This is a genomic window from Acidocella sp. C78 (assembly GCF_907164655.1).
Genome location: NZ_CAJQZK010000064.1, coordinates 1 through 16512 on the forward strand (window position 1 = coordinate 1; position 16512 = coordinate 16512).

General features: G+C 64.9%; 17 protein-coding genes and 1 pseudogene. 11 read left to right on the forward strand and 7 right to left on the reverse strand.

What is annotated here, in order from left to right; all coding sequences use genetic code 11:
- Nucleotides 1–142: 142 nt before the first annotated feature.
- Nucleotides 143–1089: pseudogene (locus ACIDOCELLA78_RS84225) on the forward strand (substrate-binding domain-containing protein).
- 16 nt (nucleotides 1090–1105) lie between these two features.
- Nucleotides 1106–2098 (forward strand): ABC transporter permease, encoded by a 993-nt coding sequence (locus ACIDOCELLA78_RS84230; protein WP_201727930.1) that lies wholly within the window; start codon nucleotides 1106–1108, stop codon nucleotides 2096–2098.
- Between the two features lie 51 nt (nucleotides 2099–2149).
- Here ACIDOCELLA78_RS84230 and katG read toward each other — a convergent pair whose 3' ends face one another.
- Nucleotides 2150–4336: a catalase/peroxidase HPI gene (katG, locus tag ACIDOCELLA78_RS84235; protein WP_201727931.1), complete on the reverse strand. Its 2187-nt coding sequence runs from the start codon at nucleotides 4334–4336 to the stop codon at nucleotides 2150–2152.
- 295 nt (nucleotides 4337–4631) lie between these two features.
- Between katG and pcaF the strand changes: the two genes are divergently transcribed.
- From pcaF to ACIDOCELLA78_RS84250, 3 genes are read left to right on the forward strand one after another with little or no spacing between them, the layout of a single operon-like run.
- Nucleotides 4632–5834, forward strand: coding sequence for a 3-oxoadipyl-CoA thiolase (gene pcaF, locus ACIDOCELLA78_RS84240; RefSeq protein ID WP_201727932.1), 1203 nt, complete (start codon nucleotides 4632–4634; stop codon nucleotides 5832–5834).
- A 4-nt stretch (nucleotides 5835–5838) separates the two neighbouring features.
- The gene (locus tag ACIDOCELLA78_RS84245) at nucleotides 5839–6525 is read left to right on the forward strand and encodes a 3-oxoacid CoA-transferase subunit A (protein WP_201727933.1); all 687 of its coding nucleotides are present in this window, start codon (nucleotides 5839–5841) and stop codon (nucleotides 6523–6525) included.
- The gene (locus ACIDOCELLA78_RS84250; protein WP_201727934.1) at nucleotides 6525–7181 is read left to right on the forward strand and encodes a 3-oxoacid CoA-transferase subunit B; all 657 of its coding nucleotides are present in this window, start codon (nucleotides 6525–6527) and stop codon (nucleotides 7179–7181) included. The genes ACIDOCELLA78_RS84245 and ACIDOCELLA78_RS84250 overlap by 1 nt, the downstream gene beginning before the upstream one ends.
- A 27-nt stretch (nucleotides 7182–7208) precedes the next feature.
- Here ACIDOCELLA78_RS84250 and ACIDOCELLA78_RS84255 read toward each other — a convergent pair whose 3' ends face one another.
- The 4 genes from ACIDOCELLA78_RS84255 to ACIDOCELLA78_RS84270 form a co-directional block, all read right to left on the reverse strand.
- Nucleotides 7209–7691: a TadE/TadG family type IV pilus assembly protein gene (locus ACIDOCELLA78_RS84255; protein WP_249675147.1), complete on the reverse strand. Its 483-nt coding sequence runs from the start codon at nucleotides 7689–7691 to the stop codon at nucleotides 7209–7211.
- Between the two features lie 82 nt (nucleotides 7692–7773).
- Entirely contained in the window at nucleotides 7774–8274 is a 501-nt protein-coding gene (locus ACIDOCELLA78_RS84260) for a TadE/TadG family type IV pilus assembly protein (protein WP_249675151.1), read from the reverse strand.
- Between the two features lie 51 nt (nucleotides 8275–8325).
- Nucleotides 8326–9576, reverse strand: coding sequence for a TadE/TadG family type IV pilus assembly protein (locus ACIDOCELLA78_RS84265; protein ID WP_249675153.1), 1251 nt, complete (start codon nucleotides 9574–9576; stop codon nucleotides 8326–8328).
- Nucleotides 9577–9928: 352 nt separating this feature from the next.
- Nucleotides 9929–11815: a methyl-accepting chemotaxis protein gene (locus ACIDOCELLA78_RS84270; RefSeq protein ID WP_249675154.1), complete on the reverse strand. Its 1887-nt coding sequence runs from the start codon at nucleotides 11813–11815 to the stop codon at nucleotides 9929–9931.
- A 245-nt stretch (nucleotides 11816–12060) separates the two neighbouring features.
- Here ACIDOCELLA78_RS84270 and ACIDOCELLA78_RS84275 point away from each other — a divergent pair, with 245 nt between their 5' ends.
- The 3 genes from ACIDOCELLA78_RS84275 to ACIDOCELLA78_RS84285 all read left to right on the forward strand — a co-directional run bounded on the left by ACIDOCELLA78_RS84275 (nucleotide 12061) and on the right by ACIDOCELLA78_RS84285 (nucleotide 13951).
- On the forward strand, nucleotides 12061–12615 hold the full coding sequence (locus ACIDOCELLA78_RS84275; RefSeq protein WP_201727937.1) for an HPF/RaiA family ribosome-associated protein: 555 nt from the start codon (nucleotides 12061–12063) through the stop codon (nucleotides 12613–12615).
- A 68-nt stretch (nucleotides 12616–12683) separates the two neighbouring features.
- A complete protein-coding gene (locus ACIDOCELLA78_RS84280; RefSeq protein WP_201727938.1) occupies nucleotides 12684–13604 on the forward strand; it encodes a DnaJ C-terminal domain-containing protein in 921 nt (306 codons plus the stop codon).
- Nucleotides 13601–13951 carry a chaperone modulator CbpM gene (locus ACIDOCELLA78_RS84285; protein WP_201727939.1) on the forward strand — a complete coding sequence of 117 codons (351 nt, stop codon included), beginning with the start codon at nucleotides 13601–13603 and terminating at the stop codon, nucleotides 13949–13951. Before ACIDOCELLA78_RS84280 ends, ACIDOCELLA78_RS84285 begins: the two co-directional genes overlap by 4 nt.
- Here the strand turns inward: ACIDOCELLA78_RS84285 and ACIDOCELLA78_RS84290 are convergent.
- On the reverse strand, nucleotides 13927–14646 hold the full coding sequence (locus tag ACIDOCELLA78_RS84290; protein ID WP_201727940.1) for a molybdopterin-dependent oxidoreductase: 720 nt from the start codon (nucleotides 14644–14646) through the stop codon (nucleotides 13927–13929). The two genes, ACIDOCELLA78_RS84285 and ACIDOCELLA78_RS84290, sit on opposite strands and share 25 nt — an antisense overlap.
- 5 nt (nucleotides 14647–14651) lie before the next feature.
- Entirely contained in the window at nucleotides 14652–15284 is a 633-nt protein-coding gene (locus ACIDOCELLA78_RS84295) for a cytochrome b/b6 domain-containing protein (RefSeq protein ID WP_201727941.1), read from the reverse strand.
- Between the two features lie 284 nt (nucleotides 15285–15568).
- Between ACIDOCELLA78_RS84295 and ACIDOCELLA78_RS84300 the strand changes: the two genes are divergently transcribed.
- The 3 genes from ACIDOCELLA78_RS84300 (at nucleotide 15569) to ACIDOCELLA78_RS84310 (ending at nucleotide 16508) form a co-directional block, all read left to right on the forward strand.
- Nucleotides 15569–15718: a hypothetical protein gene (locus tag ACIDOCELLA78_RS84300; RefSeq protein ID WP_249675157.1), complete on the forward strand. Its 150-nt coding sequence runs from the start codon at nucleotides 15569–15571 to the stop codon at nucleotides 15716–15718.
- A 134-nt stretch (nucleotides 15719–15852) separates the two neighbouring features.
- Complete coding sequence (locus ACIDOCELLA78_RS84305; protein WP_249675159.1) at nucleotides 15853–16110, forward strand: hypothetical protein; 258 nt, start codon at nucleotides 15853–15855, stop codon at nucleotides 16108–16110.
- Entirely contained in the window at nucleotides 16068–16508 is a 441-nt protein-coding gene (locus ACIDOCELLA78_RS84310) for a peroxiredoxin-like family protein (protein WP_249675162.1), read from the forward strand. Before ACIDOCELLA78_RS84305 ends, ACIDOCELLA78_RS84310 begins: the two co-directional genes overlap by 43 nt.
- The last annotated feature ends 4 nt before the right edge of the window (nucleotides 16509–16512 follow it).

The window sequence follows — 16512 nt, forward strand, 5'->3', positions numbered from 1 at the left end:
AGACCGAACTGATCCGCTACATGACCGGCTATGCGGATGCTGAAACCAACGAAGCCGAAAGGGAACATCCATGAACTTACGCAAGACACTGCTCGGTGCCGCGGCGGTCGCGCTGCTCGGCGGCATGGGTATGGCGCCGGCCATGGCGGCCGCGCCCACCGTTCATTCGCTGCCGGTGCCGGCCAAGCCGGCGAAGCATTATCATTTCACGCTCATCACGAAATCCAACGCCTCGCCCTACTGGCTCGCGGTGCGCGAGGGGGCGGACGCGGCGGCGAAGAAGTTCGGCGTGTCGGTCGCTTTCGAGGCGCCGGCCAGCGGCACCGACCTCGCCGGGCAGATCGGCATGGTCAATAACGCGGTGACGGGCGGCACAAACGGCATCATCCTCGCCGCGCAGAATCCGCAGGCGCTGCTCAAGCCGGTCAAGTCGGCGCTGGCACACCACATTCCGGTGGTGACGGTGGATTCCGGCCTGTCCCCCAATATTTCGGACTGCTTCCTCGCGACCTCGAATGTCGGCGCCGCGGCGGCGCTCGCGAAATATACGGCCGACCACCTGATGGGCGGCAAGGGGAGTATGCGATCGTCGATTTCAACCATACCGCCTCGACCGGAATCGCCCGGCCGAAAGGGTTCATGCTCGGCATGAAGTCCTATCCGCATATCAGGAAGATGGGACCGATCCAGTATTCGAACAACGATGTCAGCGCCGGGCTGCGGATCGCGACGACAATGCTCACGCAATACCCGCATCTGAAGGTGATCTTCGGCGCGAATGACCGCGCGGCACTCGGCCCGGCCGAGGCGGTGCAGCGCGCTCACGCCAAGGTGAAGGTGGTGGGTTTCGATGCCGACCTTGGCGAGATCGCGCTGGTCAAGTCGGGGATCATCCAGGCCTCGATCCTGCAATCGCCGTACGACATGGGCTATTACGCGGTGGTCGCACTGCTCGACAAGCTCGACGGCAAGACCCTGCCGAAGCGGATCAACACGCCGTATTTCCTGCTGACGCCAAAGAATCTCGGCTCCAGCCAGGCGACGGCGGCCATCCGCCAGTACGCGCCCAAATATAACCCCGCGGGCTGAGGGAGACTGGCGGACGATGGACCAGCAGGCACGCACGGCCGCGCTCGACGTCGAGTCCATTCCGCGCGGGCGCATGCTGTGGCGCTTCGTCCGCCAGATCGCCTTCGCGCTGATCAGCATCGCCGTGCTCGTCGTCGTGTTCGGCGTGTTGAACCCCCGTTTCCTGAGCGGGGGGAACTGGTTCCACATCGCCCAGCAGGTCGCGGTGATCGCAATCCTCGCAACCGGGCAGACCTTCATCATCGCGACCGCCGGGATCGATATCTCGCAGGGCTCGGTGGTCGCGCTGTCGTCGATGATCTGCGCGATCGCGATCGTCGATGCGCACATGCCGGCGGCAGTCGCGATCGTGCTGACGCTGGCGCTGGGGGCGGTGATCGGCGCGATCATCGGGCTCTCGGTGGTAGCACTCGGCGTACCACCCTTCATCGCGACTCTGGGTATGCTCGCGGTGGCACTCGGGGCGGCGCTGTTGACCACCAACGGTACGCCGGTGTTCGGCCTGCCGAACGGGTTCCAGGAGATTTCGCAAGGCACAGTGATGGGCTTTCCCAACATGGCGTGGATCGCGGTGCTGCTGGCTCTGTTCTCGGCCTATCTGCTGAACAAGACGCGGTTTGGCCGCTACACGCTGGCGATCGGCAGCAATGCCGAGGCGGCGCGGCGGGTCGGCATCAACGTGCCGCGGCATCTGCTGCTGGTCTATGTGTTCGGCGGGATCGTCTCCTCGCTCGCCGGCGTGATCTATCTCGCCTATACGGCGGCGGCGCAGCCGACCTCGGGGGCGAATTACGAACTCTATGCGATCGCCGCGGTGGTGATCGGCGGCGGGTCGCTGTTCGGCGGGGTGGGGACGATCCTCGGCAGCATCCTCGGCGCGCTGCTGATGACCATCCTGAAGAACGGCACGCAGCTGGCGGGGATTTCGCCCTATGTCGAGCAGGTGATTCTCGGGATCGTGGTGGTCGGCGCCGTCTATGTCGACAATCTGCGGCGGCGGCTTCGCTGAGCTGAAAGCCGCCGGCCGGATGCGGGGCACCCGGCCGGTCGGTCGTCGTGGTCAGGCGAGATCGAAGCGGTCGAGCTCCATGACCTTGGTCCAAGCGGCGACGAAGTCCTTCACGAAGGCGGCCTCGCCGTCCTGCGTGCCATAGACCTCGGCGAGCGCGCGAAGCTGGGAATTCGAGCCGAACACGAGATCGACCCGTGTCGCCGTCCATTTCACCGCGCCGCTCTTGCGGTCGCGCAGCTCGTAGACGCCGTCTTCGCTGCCGGGGTGCCAGCTCATGCCCATGTCGAGCAGGTTGACGAAGAAGTCGTTCGTCAGCGCGCCGGGGCGGGTGGTGAAGACGCCGTGGTTCGACCCATCCGCATTGGCGCCGAGAGCGCGCATGCCGCCGATCAGCGCGGTCATTTCCGGAGCCGTCAGCGTCATCAGTTGGGCGCGGTCGATCAGCTGTTCCTCCGGCGCGCGCGGATCGCCCTTGCCGAGATAGTTGCGGAAGCCATCGGCTTTCGGCTCCAGCACCGCGAAGGAGGCGGCGTCGGTCTGCGCCTCGGTCGCGTCGGTGCGGCCAGGGGTGAAGGGCACCGCGATGTCATGCCCCGCCGCCTTCGCCGCCGCCTCGATCGCGGCGCAGCCGCCGAGCACGATCAGATCGGCCAGCGAGACCTTCTTGCCGCCGGTCGCCGCCGCGTTGAACTCGGCTTGCACTTTTTCGAGTGCGGCGAGCACCTTGGCGAGTTCGGCCGGCTCGTTCGCCGCCCAGTCCTTCTGCGGGGCGAGGCGGATGCGCGCGCCGTTGGCGCCGCCGCGCTTGTCCGAGCCGCGGAAGGTTGCCGCCGAGGCCCAGGCGGTGAGCGCGAGGCGGGTCGGTGCGATGGCGGTGGCGAGAAGCTTCGCCTTCAGCGCCGCGACGTCCGCTGCGTCGATCAGCTTGTGGTCCACCGCCGGGACGGGGTCCTGCCAGATGAGCGTTTCGGACGGGACGAGCTTGCCGAGGTAGCGCGAGACCGGGCCCATGTCGCGATGGGTGAGCTTGAACCAGGCGCGGGCGAAGGCATCGGCGAACTCGTCCGGGTTCTGGTGGAACCGGCGGGATATCTTCTCATAGGCCGGGTCCATGCGCAGCGAGAGGTCGGTGGTGAGCATGGTCGGGCGGTGCTTCTTCGCGGCATCGAACGCATCCGGAATCACTTCGCCGGCGTTCTTCGCAACCCATTGCCAGGCACCGGCGGGGCTCTTCGTCAGTTCCCATTCGTAGTTGAACAGGTTGTCGAAATAATAATTGCTCCATTGCGTGGGCGTCTGCGTCCAGGTGACTTCCGGCCCGCCGGTGATGGCATCGCCGCCCTTGCCCGAACCGAAGCTGCTGATCCAGCCGAGGCCCTGCTGCTCGATCGGCGCGGCTTCCGGCTCAGGCCCGACCAGGGCGGCATCGCCCGCGCCGTGGCATTTGCCGAACGTATGGCCGCCGGCGATCAGGGCAACGGTTTCCTCGTCATTCATCGCCATGCGGGCGAAGGTTTCGCGAATGTCGCGTGCCGCGGCCACCGGATCGGGCTGCCCGTTCGGGCCTTCGGGATTGACGTAGATCAGGCCCATCTGCACGGCGGCGAGCGGGTTTTCGAGGTCGCGATCGCCACTGTAGCGTTCATCGCCGAGCCAGGCCTTCTCAGGTCCCCAGTAGACGTCCTCTTCGGGTTCCCAGGTATCGGCGCGCCCGCCGCCGAAGCCGAAGGTCTTGAAGCCCATCGTCTCGAGCGCGACGTTGCCGGCAAGCACCATCAGGTCGGCCCAAGAGATCTTGCGGCCGTATTTCTGCTTGATCGGCCAGAGCAGGCGGCGCGCCTTGTCGAGATTGGTGTTGTCGGGCCAGCTGTTGAGCGGGGCGAAGCGCTGCTGGCCGGTGCCGGCGCCGCCACGGCCGTCGCCAATGCGGTAGGTGCCCGCGGCATGCCAGGCCATGCGCACGAAAAGCGGCCCGTAATGGCCGAAATCTGCCGGCCACCAATCCTGCGAGTCCGTCATCAATGCCTTGAGGTCGGTGACCAGTGCCTCCAGGTCGAGGCTCTTGAACTCGGTGGCGTATTCGAACGCCGGTGTCATCGGGTTCGAGAGCGCGGAATGCTGGTGCAGAATCTTGAGATTGATCTGGTTTGGCCACCAACCGGCGTTCGAATGGTTGCCGGCCTGGGTGTGTTGGCGGACGCCACCGGTGAAGGGGCATTTCGCTTCTGCTGACAAGGGATCCTCCTTGGGATTGTTGGACTGCCGCGACAATGGCCCTAGCGACAAGGAATCGATCGGTCCAATCCATTTTATGGAATATGTGAATAGGTTTTGCCTATTGAAACATCATGGTAACACTGTGGAATTCAGCCAGATGTCGAATTGGTGCGCCGCAGCACGGAAAACCGCTTGCAGACATGCAGCGGAGCGAGATACGAAATGTGCGTCCAGGTATCGTGTGTGCGACAGTCGCACAAACTGAGGAAGTCCGCCGCACCTGCGCCGCGTTTTGAAGGGAGATATCGCGTCCATGTCCGAAGCCTTTATTTGCGAGTATGTCCGCACACCGTTTGGCCGGTATGGGGGCGCGCTGTCCGCGGTGCGGGCGGACGATCTGGCGGCGGTGGCGATCCGCGGCGTTCTTGCGCGGGTGGCGGAGCTTGATCCGGCGGCGATCGACGAGGTGCTGTTCGGGTGCGCGAACCAGGCCGGCGAGGATAACCGGAATGTGGCGCGTATGGCCCTCTTGCTCGCCGGGTTGCCGGAGAGCGTGCCGGGTGCAACCGTCAACCGCCTCTGCGGCTCCGGGCTGGATGCGGTGGGGAGTGCGGCACGAGCGATACGGCTTGGCGAGGCGGCCGTCGCCATCGCTGGCGGGGTGGAGAACATGAGCCGCGCGCCCTTCGTGATGCCGAAGGCGACCGCGGCGTTCGACCGTTCGAACGCGGTCTACGACACCACGATCGGCTGGCGTTTCGTCAATCCGCTGATGAAGGCGCGGTTTGGCGCCGAATCGATGCCGGAGACCGGCGAGAACGTCGCAGCGGATTTCAATGTCTCGCGCGAAGACCAGGACCGTTTCGCCCTCTCCAGCCAGCAAAAATGTCAGGCCGCGGCGGCGGCAGGCTTCTTCGCCGGCGAGATCACGCCTGTGACGATCAAGGGGCGCAAGGGAGACTCGGTGATCGATACCGACGAGCATCCGCGTCCGGAGACAACGCTTGAAGGGCTGGCGAAGCTGAAAACACCATTCCGCGACCCCGGCACGGTGACGGCCGGGAATGCGTCGGGTGTGAATGACGGGGCGGCGGCGCTGATCCTCGCGTCGGAAGCGGCGGCAAAGGCGCATGGGCTGACGCCTCGCGGGCGGGTGGTCGGCATGGCAACGGCGGGTGTGCCGCCGCGCATCATGGGTATGGGGCCTGCCCCTGCGGTGAGGAAACTTCTGGCCCGCACCGGGGTGGCGCTGGAACAGATCGATGTGATCGAGTTGAACGAGGCCTTCGCCTCGCAGGCGCTGGCGGTGACGCGCGACCTTGGGCTCGCCGATGGCGATCCCCGCGTCAACCCGCATGGCGGTGCGATCGCGCTCGGCCATCCGCTTGGCGCCTCTGGGGCACGGCTGGCGGGCACCGCGCTGCGGGCGCTGGAGGCCCGGGACGGCCGGCTGGCGATCGCAACGATGTGCGTCGGCGTGGGCCAGGGCATTGCGGTTCTGATCGAGCGGGTGTGAGACGATGATCGACAAGTTCGTCCCCTCGATCGAGGCGGCGCTGGAGGGGATCGGCGATGGCGCCGCGATCATGGTGGGCGGGTTCGGCGCCGTGGGGCAGCCGAATGCGCTGATCGACGCGCTGGCGGCTCGTAACCTGCGGGGGCTGACGCTGATCGCCAACAACGCTGGTGGCGATTTCGGCGGCATGCCGAAGCTGATCGAGCGGGGGGCGATTGCGAAGGTGATCTGCTCCTATCCGCGTGCGAGCCGGCGGACGGCATTCGACGAACTCTACGAGGCGGGCAAGATCGAGCTTGAACTGGTGCCCCAGGGCACCCTGGCAGAACGGATACGCGCTGCAAATGCCGGAATTCCGGCTTTCTTCACCCCCACCTCGGCGGGGACCGAATTGGCGACCGGCAAGGAGACCCGACACATCAATGGACGGGATTGCGTGCTGGAATACGCGATCGAGGCCGATTTCGCGCTGATCGAGGCCTGGGCGGCGGACCGATGGGGGAACCTGACGTTCCGGCGGGCGGGGCGGAATTTCAATCAGATCATGGCGGGAGCGGCGAAGGTGACGGTGGCGAGCGTGCACCGACGGGTCGAACTTGGCGCTCTCGATCCGGACCGGATCGTCACGCCGGGCGTGTTCGTCAACCGGGTGGTGATGGTGCCGGAGCCCATGGAAGGCGAGGTGGTGTGATGGCGGAGACGATGATGCGGCAGGGCTGGTCGCGCGCCGAAATGGCCGCGCGTGTCGCGATCGACATTCCCGAGGGCTGGGTGGTCAATCTCGGCATCGGGCTGCCGACGCAGGTTGCGAACCATGTCCCCGTCGATCGGGAGGTGATCTTTCACTCCGAGAACGGGATTTTGGGGATGGGGCCGGCTCCGGGCGAGGGGGCTGAGGACCCGTTCTTGATCAACGCGGGAAAGCAGCCGGTAACATTGCGGCCGGGCGCGTCGATTGTCGGCCAGGCGGACAGTTTCGCGATCATTCGCGGGCGGCATCTCGATCTGTGCGTGCTCGGCGGGTATCAAGTTGCGGCGAACGGCGATCTCGCCAACTGGTCGGTCGGGCGCAAGGGCGTGGCGCCGGCGGTTGGCGGGGCCATGGATCTGGGCGCCGGCGCCGCGCGGGTCTGGGTGCTGATGGAGCATGGCACCAGGGAGGGCGAGCCACGGCTGGTGGGGCGTTGCACTTATCCGCTCACCGCGCTGGGCTCGATCACTCGCGTCTATACCGATCTCGCCGTGATCGACATCACCTCGCATGGCTTCGTGCTGCGCGATCTGGCGCCGGGAATCTCCGCTGATCAGGTGCGTGCACGCACGGGCGCGCCGCTTGCCGTAGGGTGAGGGGCTGCGCCTGCCGGACAAGGTCCGTCACGGTGTGAGGCTGATGCTGCTTGAGTTCCGCGGCAGCATGTAGACTGTCGACGTCATGTCAAACGGTCCAAGCTTGAGGAAATCGATTGTCGGGGTGAACGGATAATCGACCTGGCCGAGCAGTACCGACGTGTTTGGCTGGTCGAGCGAGACCGGAATGTTGATCGTCTGACCGACCGCCAGCGCGGAGGCGTTGTAGCCTTGGCTCCATGCGACCGTGGCGTTGCCATTCCCATCGATCGCGATGCTGGAGATCACGATTTCGACTGGTGCCGCGGGATAGGGGGCGAGGATGTTCGATGCCGCCGCGAAAATGTCCTGCAGTTGCGAACTGGCGCTGATGCTTGTGTATTGGGAGACGATGTTCGTGATCGTCGAGTTGGTCTGCCCGACGAGCTGATAGACGATCACGGCCTGTTCGATTTCCGTTGTCGCGAAGAAGAACAGGAGTAGCGCCGGCAGGATGAGTGCGAATTCCACCGCGGCCCCGCCCGCGCGGCTGCGGCACAGTCTCGCGAGGCGCCGGCGTAGACGCCGCGGTGCCGGTGCGCCGATAGGCGGGTCAGTAAGGCTCATTGCGGAACACTGCGGTTGCCTGCAGGAGACGCTGGCTGCCATTCACTGTCGCGAAGCTCAAATTCAGCGGACCGGCGAAGACCGGTAGCTGGTAGAAGACCTGCACCAGCACGATGTCGCCGGGGCCTCCAAGGCTGTAGGCAAGTTTTGACGTGTTGAAGCTGCCGTTGACAACGGGGTTGACCTGCGTGATCGCGCTGAAGGAGGGGAAGGTCTGCACATTGACGTTGAGATTCGCGCAAGTGAGCAACGGGTTGCCATCAGTGCAGACATCCTGGAGGAATTGCTGCGCTGTCATGCCCGATGTCTGGGCCTGACCGGTCATGATCAGCCTGGCGGTTTGCTGTGTGGCGTTCTGCAGCACTTCCTGCGTAAAGAAGATCAGGCCGGACTGAATGATGGCGAAGATCAGCGCGAAATAGGGCAGGGCGACCAGCGCGAATTCAACGGCCGCAGCGCCTTTCCTGTCGCCCGCCAGGCGGCCCATTCGTGCCGCCCGCCTCGGTTGTATCATGTTGCGGACCACGAAACTGTCACGCTATTTCGACAGATAGGACGATTGGACGGCAGTCTTGAACAGTGCCGACATCGCGGCAGAAATGTCGCCGCCGGTCTGCACCTCGAAATAAAGCCCAGGCGAGGCGCATTCCTGCAGGGTAGGACCGATATTGCTCTGGAAAGGTGCAATATAAGTATTGTACCAGGAATTTGTCGGAAGAGGCAGGTATTCGGTATACAGAACGGCAATCCTGATGCCGCGGCTTTTGATGTTCGAGCATAGATCGGCATTCAGAACTGACTGCTGGCGCCCGCCATTGACGTTCTCATCCTCGACTCCATCCGTAACGAAGAACAGCACTTCCTGCGGGGTGTCGCCGTAGGTTTTGGTCCCGTTACCCGGGTTGGGCATGATCGCATTGATACCGTTCAGTGCCGTGTCGTAGTCCGTATCTTCGTCGTTATTGTAGTCACTGGATGTCAGTCGATTGTTCGAATAGACCTCGAGCTGCTGGATGTTCGATGCCTCGGTTTGCGCCTGCGATAGATCGGAGGTTAACGGTTCGATCGTGTTCAGCCCAACATCGAAAGTATAGATGGCCATCCGGTAGGTGCTGCCATTCTGGCTTTCGGTGCTTTGTGCAGTCGTCATCAGATCTTGTGTAGCCTGACGCAGGACGTCGATCCGCAGGGTCACGCCGAGACTGCGGGCGAGCGCGTAATTATCCTCATTAAGGCCGTCTTCCCAGGGTGCCTGTTCGTGGCAACCGAAGGCGCAGCCACCCTGCGATGCCGTGTTGGCGACCATCGTGTTGATGCCGGACTGGGTCGCGGCGATGGCCATCGAAGGAGAATCATCGAGCAGGAGGTAGAAGTCGATATTCGGCGCGAGAGTTGTTGTCGCAGTGGCCTGGCCGCCGATCTCGATGCCGCTTGAACCCATGATACCCGGCAGAATCGAGTTCGATTTTGCCTGGTATTGCACCGTGGCCGTCTGCTGGTTGCCGCTCGTAGCGATGTTCACGGTCACGCCGCTGGCATTGTAGTCGATGCCGCCGAGCGACAAAGCCTGCGCGTTGAACACGTCTTCGGCCTTCGTGATGGCCGCGGCCTGACCCGCAGCGACCATGGCAGGTGTCACGGCAGCAAGGGCGGCGGCATCTGCATAGGTTTCGAGTTGCGCCTTACGGTCGACGGCGAGGCCATAATCCACCCCGACACCCAGAACGAATACGAGGATCAGGGAGACCAGTGCCGTGATGATCGCGATATTGCCTCGCCGATCACCCAACAGGGGACTCAAGATGTTTCGACTGGCCCGCATGCAAACGAATCCATCTTTAGAGCACTTTCCGATTCATCAAGGTCGGATGGAGTACTCTATGATATTGATAATTTGAGCATCTTTATCCGATCAGATGGCTCGATCCGATCGGATGATCCTCTCACTCATAGCCAGTTATCGAATCCGGGACCTCACGATCGATATGGCCATATGGAAAATACATCCTGACCAGATCGTTGGGTATCGGATTGCGGTTATTAGTCGCGAAATCGAGAATTTCTCTCGAAAGTGGAACAGTAGGCTAGAGATATGAAAAAAGAATTAATTCGGCCTTGCCGTCATGCGGCACTGGCCCTGATCAGAAATCCTCCCAGCTGTCCGCGGACGTCTGCAGTGCGGACGCACGAAGTGCCGAGACCGCGGGCTGGGCGGAAGGGCGAGCGGAGTGGCGATGAGTGGCCCTCGCTGGCGTGGGACGTGAGGGCGCCGGCGCTGCGATGTCACCGAAATCGAACCGCTGGATCAGGGTTGCGAGCTGTTCGACCTCTTGCGCGAGGCTATGGCTCGCGGCGGTCGATTGTTCCACCATCGCCGCGTTCTGCTGTGTCGCGCGATCCATCTGGCCGACCGCATCATTGACCTGGATAAGCCGCGCCGAGTTGCCCTGTGCGCCAGTCGCGATAGCGCTGACGACCTGGTTAATTTCGGTGATCTGGGCAACGATGCGATCGAGGGCCTTGCCGGTCTCCGCCACTTGATCAACGCCGGCGGAGACCTGCTGGTTGGACGTCGAGATCAGTGTCCTGATCTCTTTCGCCGCATCCGCCGAGCGTTGCGCCAGCGCCCGGACTTCCGATGCAACGACGGCGAAACCCCGCCCGGCCTCGCCGGCACGAGCCGCCTCGACGCCAGCGTTCAGCGCAAGGAGATTGGTCTGGAAGGCGATTTCGTTGATGACGCCGATGATGTTGCCGATCTGGTCGGCAGAGGCCTCGATCTCGCCCATTGCCGCAACGGCGCGGGAGACGACCGCACCACCGCTTTCCGCATCTTTCATCGCGGTGCTGACCGCCTCGCGGGCATGCGCCGCATTGGCAGCGGTGCCGCTGACGGTTTCGGTGATTTCAGCCAGCGTGGCGGCGGCCTCCTCGATAGTGGCGGCCTGCTGTTCGGTTCGCCGGGCGAGATCGTCCGCCGCGGTAGCGATTTCGCCGGTGCCGGAACGGATCGCCGAGGCATTGGCGGCAATGACCTGGAGGAGTTCCTGCAAATGCTCCATCGCGGCGTTGAAGTCGGTGCGCAGGCGTTCATATCCGGCGGCGAAGGCGGTCGTCAGGCGGAAGCTGATCCGCCCTGCTGCGAGGTGTTCCAGGCCGGTTGCGAGAGACTCAACGACGAGGGCAAGCTCCTGTGCTGCCTGATCGCGTTCCGCCGCGGCTCTGGCGGCCTCGGCCTCACGCGCCGCCCGCGCGGCGCTGGCCTCGGCTTCGAGCCGCCCCTTCTCGATCCCTGCGGCCTTGAAGACCTCGACCGCGCGGGCCATGCCGCCGATCTCATCGCTGCGCTCGATATAGGGGACGGGCGTGGCCGTGTCGCCTTTCGACAGCCGTGCCATGGCTCCGGTCATCGCGCGCAGGATGACCGTGATGTTCCGCTGGATGAAATACATCGCCAGCAAAAACAACAGAAATACCGGGACAAAGATTTCCGCTATGCGGGTCGTATCGCTCCACAGCGCGGCGCGGATCTCGCTGACATAGACGCCGGTGCCGATGACCCAGTCCCATCCGGGGACTTTCGCCATGTAGGAAATCTTGGCGAAAGGCTTTTTGCCGCCAGCTTTGGGGATGTAATATTCGTTGAATACCGGATGGCCCGCCAGCGCGCCCTCCAGCATCGGGCGGATGATGTAGTGGCCGTAGGCGTCCTTGCTGTTGATCCGGTTCTTGCCGAGCATCGCCTTGTTGGCATGCTGGATGATCGTACCGTCCTTGTCGTCCACGAAGTAATAGTTTCCGTGATCGAAGCGCGTGGCGCCGATGATTTCAAGTGCAATCGCTTGGGCGCGATCTTCCGGCATGGCGCCATATTTCGCGAGACGGGCGAACGAGGAGGCGATGGCGACGGCATTGTTCACCAGTGTGCGCACTTCCGCCTTGCGGTCTGCGAGTTCGAGGCGGTAGGCGCCGAGCAGGCTGATGGCAAGGGCAGCCGCCGCCATCGTGATGCCGAACAGGCCGATCAATGCGAATTGATGGCGGATCGAGAGTTTCTGCAGCACGGAAAATCCTCAATTTCGTGAACTGCTTGAGGAAAGCAGAAAATACTTAATGAATGATTGGTCTTTAATGTCGCCTCCCGTCGCCGCGCCCATGATCAAGCGGCGCGGGCGCAGTGTGTCTTGATCCTGGTCAAGGCGTGAGCGAGCCGTGCGCCTAGGCTTTGGGTCCGGACCATCAGGGTCTGGAACACCAGACAGGGATTGCCGTCATGACCGTGCCGCTGCAGATCACTTTCAAGGATATCGATCGTTCCCCCGCGCTCGAAGCGCGCATCCGCGAGAAGGCGGCGGTGCTGGAGCGGTTCGAGGCGCGGATTCTGCGCTGCCATGTTGTCATCGAGGCACCGCACCGGCATCATCACAAAGGCAAACTTTATCATGCGCGGATCGAGATCGTGGTGCCGCGTGGCAATATCGTGATCAACCGGGAAAGTCCGGAGAACCACGCGCACGAGGACCCGTATGTCGCGGTTCGCGATGCGTTCGATGCTGCGGTCCGCAAGCTGGAGGACCATGCGCGGCGGCTCGACAACGCGGTGAAGCACCACGATGAGGCGCTGGTACATGGCCAGGTGGTCCGGTTCGTGGCCGATGCGGACTACGGCTTCATCGCCACGGATGATGGGCGTGAGGTGTATTTCCACCGCAACAGCGTGAGCGGCGACGGGTTCGGGCGGTTGCGGGTCGGCGATGGCGTCCGCCTCGCGGTGGCGGAGGGACAGGACGGGCCGCAGGCGAGCCTCGTGCGCGCCGCCGGGCGGTGAGCCGGCTGACAGTTGCCGTGCGGCGTGCTTTGATCGCCTCCGATGACATTGTTCCGGGATGAGGCAGAGTGAAGGATCCTTACGACGTTCTGGGTGTGGCGCGCGATGCGGGCCAGGATGACATCAGGCGGGCCTATCGCCGGCTGGCGAAGGACCATCATCCCGACCTCAATCCCGGCAACGCGGCGGCGGAGGCCAGGTTCAAGGAGGTCTCGGCGGCCTATCACCTGCTGTCCGACGCCGATCAGCGCGCGCGGTTCGACCGCGGCGAGATCGATGCCGAGGGGCAGGAACGCGCGCGGCGCGGCGGCTGGCGGGACTATGCCGACACTGGCGAGGGCGCGCGTTACGGAGGCGGCGGCCCCTGGACCACCGACGATCTCGAGGCGATGTTCGGTTCGATGTTCGGCGGTGGCGGCGCGGGGCGCGGCGGGCCGGGGCGCGGGCAGGATCGGCACTACACGCTGACGATCGGCTTCGTCGAGGCGGTGGTCGGCGGCACGCGGCGGCTGTCGCTGCCCGATGGCGGCACGCTCGACGTGCGGATTCCACCCGGCACCGAGGATGGGCAGATGCTCCGCCTGCGCGGCAAGGGCGGGGTGGGGTGGAATGGCGGGCCGGCCGGCGATGCGCTGATCCGTGTCAGCGTGGCGCCGCATCGCTTCTTCACCCGCGAGGGTCAGGATATCCGGCTCGACCTCCCGGTGACGCTGGCCGAGGCGGTGCTGGGCGGGCAGGTCGAGGTGCCGACGCCGGGTGGCGCGGTGCGGATGCGGATTCCCGCAGGGTCGGACAGCGGCACGGTGCTACGGCTGCGCGGCCGCGGCGTGCCGATGCATGGTGGCTCCGCAGCGGGCGATCTCTATGCCACGCTGCGCATCGTCATCGGCAAGCCGGACCCGGCGCTGGAAGCCTTCCTGCGCGGCTGGACGCCGGATGAGACGCCGGATCCGCGCGCCGGGATGACGGAGGCGGAGGTACCGTCATGAGCGATGGGGTGACGATCGAGGTCGTGATCGCCGAGGTGGCGGGGCTGGCCCGGGCCGATCTCGAACGCTGGGTGGCGCTGGAATGGGTGCGGCCGGCGCGGGCGGAGGGAGTCTGGCTGTTCCAGGGTATCGACATCGCGCGGGTGCGGCTGATCCACGAGCTCGCCGCCGATCTGCGGGTGGACGAGGAGGCGATGCCGGTGGTGCTGTCGCTGCTCGACCAGCTTTACGATGCGCGCCGGCGGATGCGCGCGCTGGCCGAGGCGATCGCCGCGGTTCCGGAGGAACCGCGGCGCGCGGTGCTCGAACGCATCGCCGCCGCTCAGGAGCCGCCGAACCAGTTATAGCCCTGCCGAACCCAGTAGCCGCTGGGGAAGGTGTTGGTGACGCCGAGGGCGACGATCGATTTCGGGTTCTTGTAGCCGAGCTTGGTTGGAATCCGCAGCCGCACCGGCGCGCCGAACGGGGCGGTCAGCGGCGCGCCGAGAAAGTCGAGTGCCAGGATCGTCTGCGGGTGCAGGGCGGAGGCCATGTCGATGCTCTCGTAATACCCGTCGGCGCAGTGGAACGAGACATAGCGTGCCTTGAGGTCGGCATTCACCCGTCGCAGGAAGTGGCCGAGCGGCACGCCGCTCCACTGGCCCACCACCCGCCAGCCCTCGACGCAGACGAAGCGGGTGATCTGGCTTTCCTGCGGCAGGGCGCGCAGTTCGGCGAGGCGCCAGGGCCGCTTGTCGCCGATGCGGCCGGTGAGGCCGAGGCGCCAGGCGGCGAGATCGACGCGGGGCGCCTGGTCGATGCTGTAGAAGGCGTTGAAGCGCGGTGGGTTCGTGATGGCGGAGGCCGGGAAGGTCGGCGCCAGCGTGTGCCGGTCGAACAGGGCGGCTTGCACCTCGTCGTTCCAGCGGGACATCGCGGTGAGAGCGCGGTCGGCAAGGTCGGGGTGTTTCAGGTTGTCGTAGTCGCAGCCGGTGAGGCTGGCGGCGGCGCCGAAGGCGAGGCTGCGGCCGAGCAGGGCGCGGCGGTTGAGAAGCGTGTTCATGGGTCTTACTCCGCGGCTTCGGTCGTTTGGGTAAGGGGGGCGGGAAGGCGGCCGCCGGTGATCATCGCGGGGAGGACGCGCGGCACCAGGGCGACCAGCAGGACGTGGACGATCAGGAAGGCGGAAATTCCGGCCATCGCGACGAAGTGGACGACGCGGGAATCGAAGAATCCACCGAACAGATCCGACAGAAGCCAGAGCTGCACCGGCTTCCAGACCGCCAGCCCCGACAATACGGCGAGAAGGCCGAGCGCGATGACGCCGAGATAAAGCAGCCGCTGCACCGCATTGTAGGCGCCGACCTCGTGCGGCAGGCGCAGGCGCAGCGCGGCCCAGACATCGCGCAGCACGGCGCGGGGCGTCACCGGCAGGAGCTTGCGGCGGAAATGGCCGCTTGCCGTGCCCCAGACGAGATAGGCGAGTCCGTTGAGCATCAGCAGCCAGATCGCGGCGAGATGCCAGGCGATCGCCCCGCCCAGCCATTGCCCGATCGTCGCCCATTGCGGGAAGGTGAAGGGCAGGAAGGGAGAGGCATCGTAGATCTCCCAGCCGCTGCCGATCAGCGTGATGATGGCGATCGCGTTCAGCCAGTGCGTGATGCGCAGCGGCAGGGGGTGGATGGGGCGATTTCGGCGCATTGTCGGTTTCCTCGCCAGTTGGTGCGATGCAGCCGTGATGCGCCCGCCGCGGCGCCCGCGTCGAGGTATCGAAACGATGACCAAACGGCATTGGATCGGCCGCGCGTGGCCGGTCATGTTTGCGGGGCGGGCCACGATGACCGGTCCGCAGGAAGCAGACCGGGGCACCGCCCCCAGACAGAGGAGACCACCATGATCCGCATTCTCGCCACCACCGCCCTTGCCCTCGGCCTCGTCGCCGGCGTTGCCCAGGCGCAGACCACCAGCACGATGGGCACGACACGATGAGCCACACGACCGCGATGGGCCACAAGACCGCTATGGGTCACGACGCGATGGGCCACGATACCATGGGCCACAATGCCATGGGCCATGGCACCGCCATGAGCCACGACAAAACCGGCAAAGACAAGATGGGGCACTCCGCCTCGTAGGGCGCCCCCGATCCTGCCGGATCGGTCGATGCCCCGACGCATCGCAGCCGCCGCCCGATCGTCCCGGTTTTGGCCGGGAATTGATCGGGATGGCGGCTTTGGTATTGTCCGTACATCACGGAGACGTATCGGCCATGGGCCTCGACGAGCAGCTTCAGGCGGAACGCCAGCGCCGCACCGCGGATGAGGCGGTGCGCCTTGCTTATGAGGATGTCTTCACCACGCTGAGCCATAACGGGTTTCTCTCCGGCGTGCTGCCGGAAGATGCGGCGTTTCCGGATTTCGTATTGCCCAATGTCGAGGGGCGGCTGGTCTCGCTTGCCAGCCGTCTCGCCGAGGGCCGGTTGTCGTGCAGTTCTTTCGTGGCGAGTGGTGCCCCTTCTGCCGGTTGATGCTCGACGCGCTGGTGACTGCCTTGCCCGAGATCGAGGCGGCCGGAGCGTCGCTCCTCGCGCTGACGCCCGACATGGGCCCCTGGGCGCGGCAGGCCAAACAGAATCACGGCGCCACCTTCGAAGTTCTGTCGGATGTGGATTGCGGGGTTGGCCTCGCCGCCGGGGTCGTGTTCCGGATTCCGGCGATCTATCGGTCACGCCTCATGAGGGCAGGGATCGATTTCGCCGACCGGCATGGCAACGGCTCCCAGTTCCTGCCGATTCCCGCGGTGTTCCTGCTCGATGGCGGCGGGCGGGTAGCGTGGCGCTTCGTCAATGTTGATTTTACCCGCCGTGCGGCGCCCGATCGTATTCTGGGCGCGCTGCGCTGCCTCGCCAGGCCGGAACGGGAGTAGGCGC

Bases quoted from the DNA above. Each gene is read 5' to 3' on its own strand.
- ACIDOCELLA78_RS84230 (WP_201727930.1), top strand. From the start codon at position 1,106: ATGGACCAGCAGGCACGCACGGCCGCGCTCGACGTCGAGTCCATTCCG.
- pcaF (WP_201727932.1), top strand. From the start codon at position 4,632: ATGTCCGAAGCCTTTATTTGCGAGTATGTCCGCACACCGTTTGGCCGG.
- ACIDOCELLA78_RS84245 (WP_201727933.1), top strand. From the start codon at position 5,839: ATGATCGACAAGTTCGTCCCCTCGATCGAGGCGGCGCTGGAGGGGATC.
- ACIDOCELLA78_RS84250 (WP_201727934.1), top strand. From the start codon at position 6,525: ATGGCGGAGACGATGATGCGGCAGGGCTGGTCGCGCGCCGAAATGGCC.
- ACIDOCELLA78_RS84260 (WP_249675151.1), bottom strand. From the start codon at position 8,274: ATGGGCCGCCTGGCGGGCGACAGGAAAGGCGCTGCGGCCGTTGAATTC.
- ACIDOCELLA78_RS84275 (WP_201727937.1), top strand. From the start codon at position 12,061: ATGACCGTGCCGCTGCAGATCACTTTCAAGGATATCGATCGTTCCCCC.
- ACIDOCELLA78_RS84285 (WP_201727939.1), top strand. From the start codon at position 13,601: ATGAGCGATGGGGTGACGATCGAGGTCGTGATCGCCGAGGTGGCGGGG.
- ACIDOCELLA78_RS84290 (WP_201727940.1), bottom strand. From the start codon at position 14,646: ATGAACACGCTTCTCAACCGCCGCGCCCTGCTCGGCCGCAGCCTCGCC.
- ACIDOCELLA78_RS84295 (WP_201727941.1), bottom strand. From the start codon at position 15,284: ATGCGCCGAAATCGCCCCATCCACCCCCTGCCGCTGCGCATCACGCAC.
- ACIDOCELLA78_RS84300 (WP_249675157.1), top strand. From the start codon at position 15,569: ATGAGCCACACGACCGCGATGGGCCACAAGACCGCTATGGGTCACGAC.
- ACIDOCELLA78_RS84305 (WP_249675159.1), top strand. From the start codon at position 15,853: ATGGGCCTCGACGAGCAGCTTCAGGCGGAACGCCAGCGCCGCACCGCG.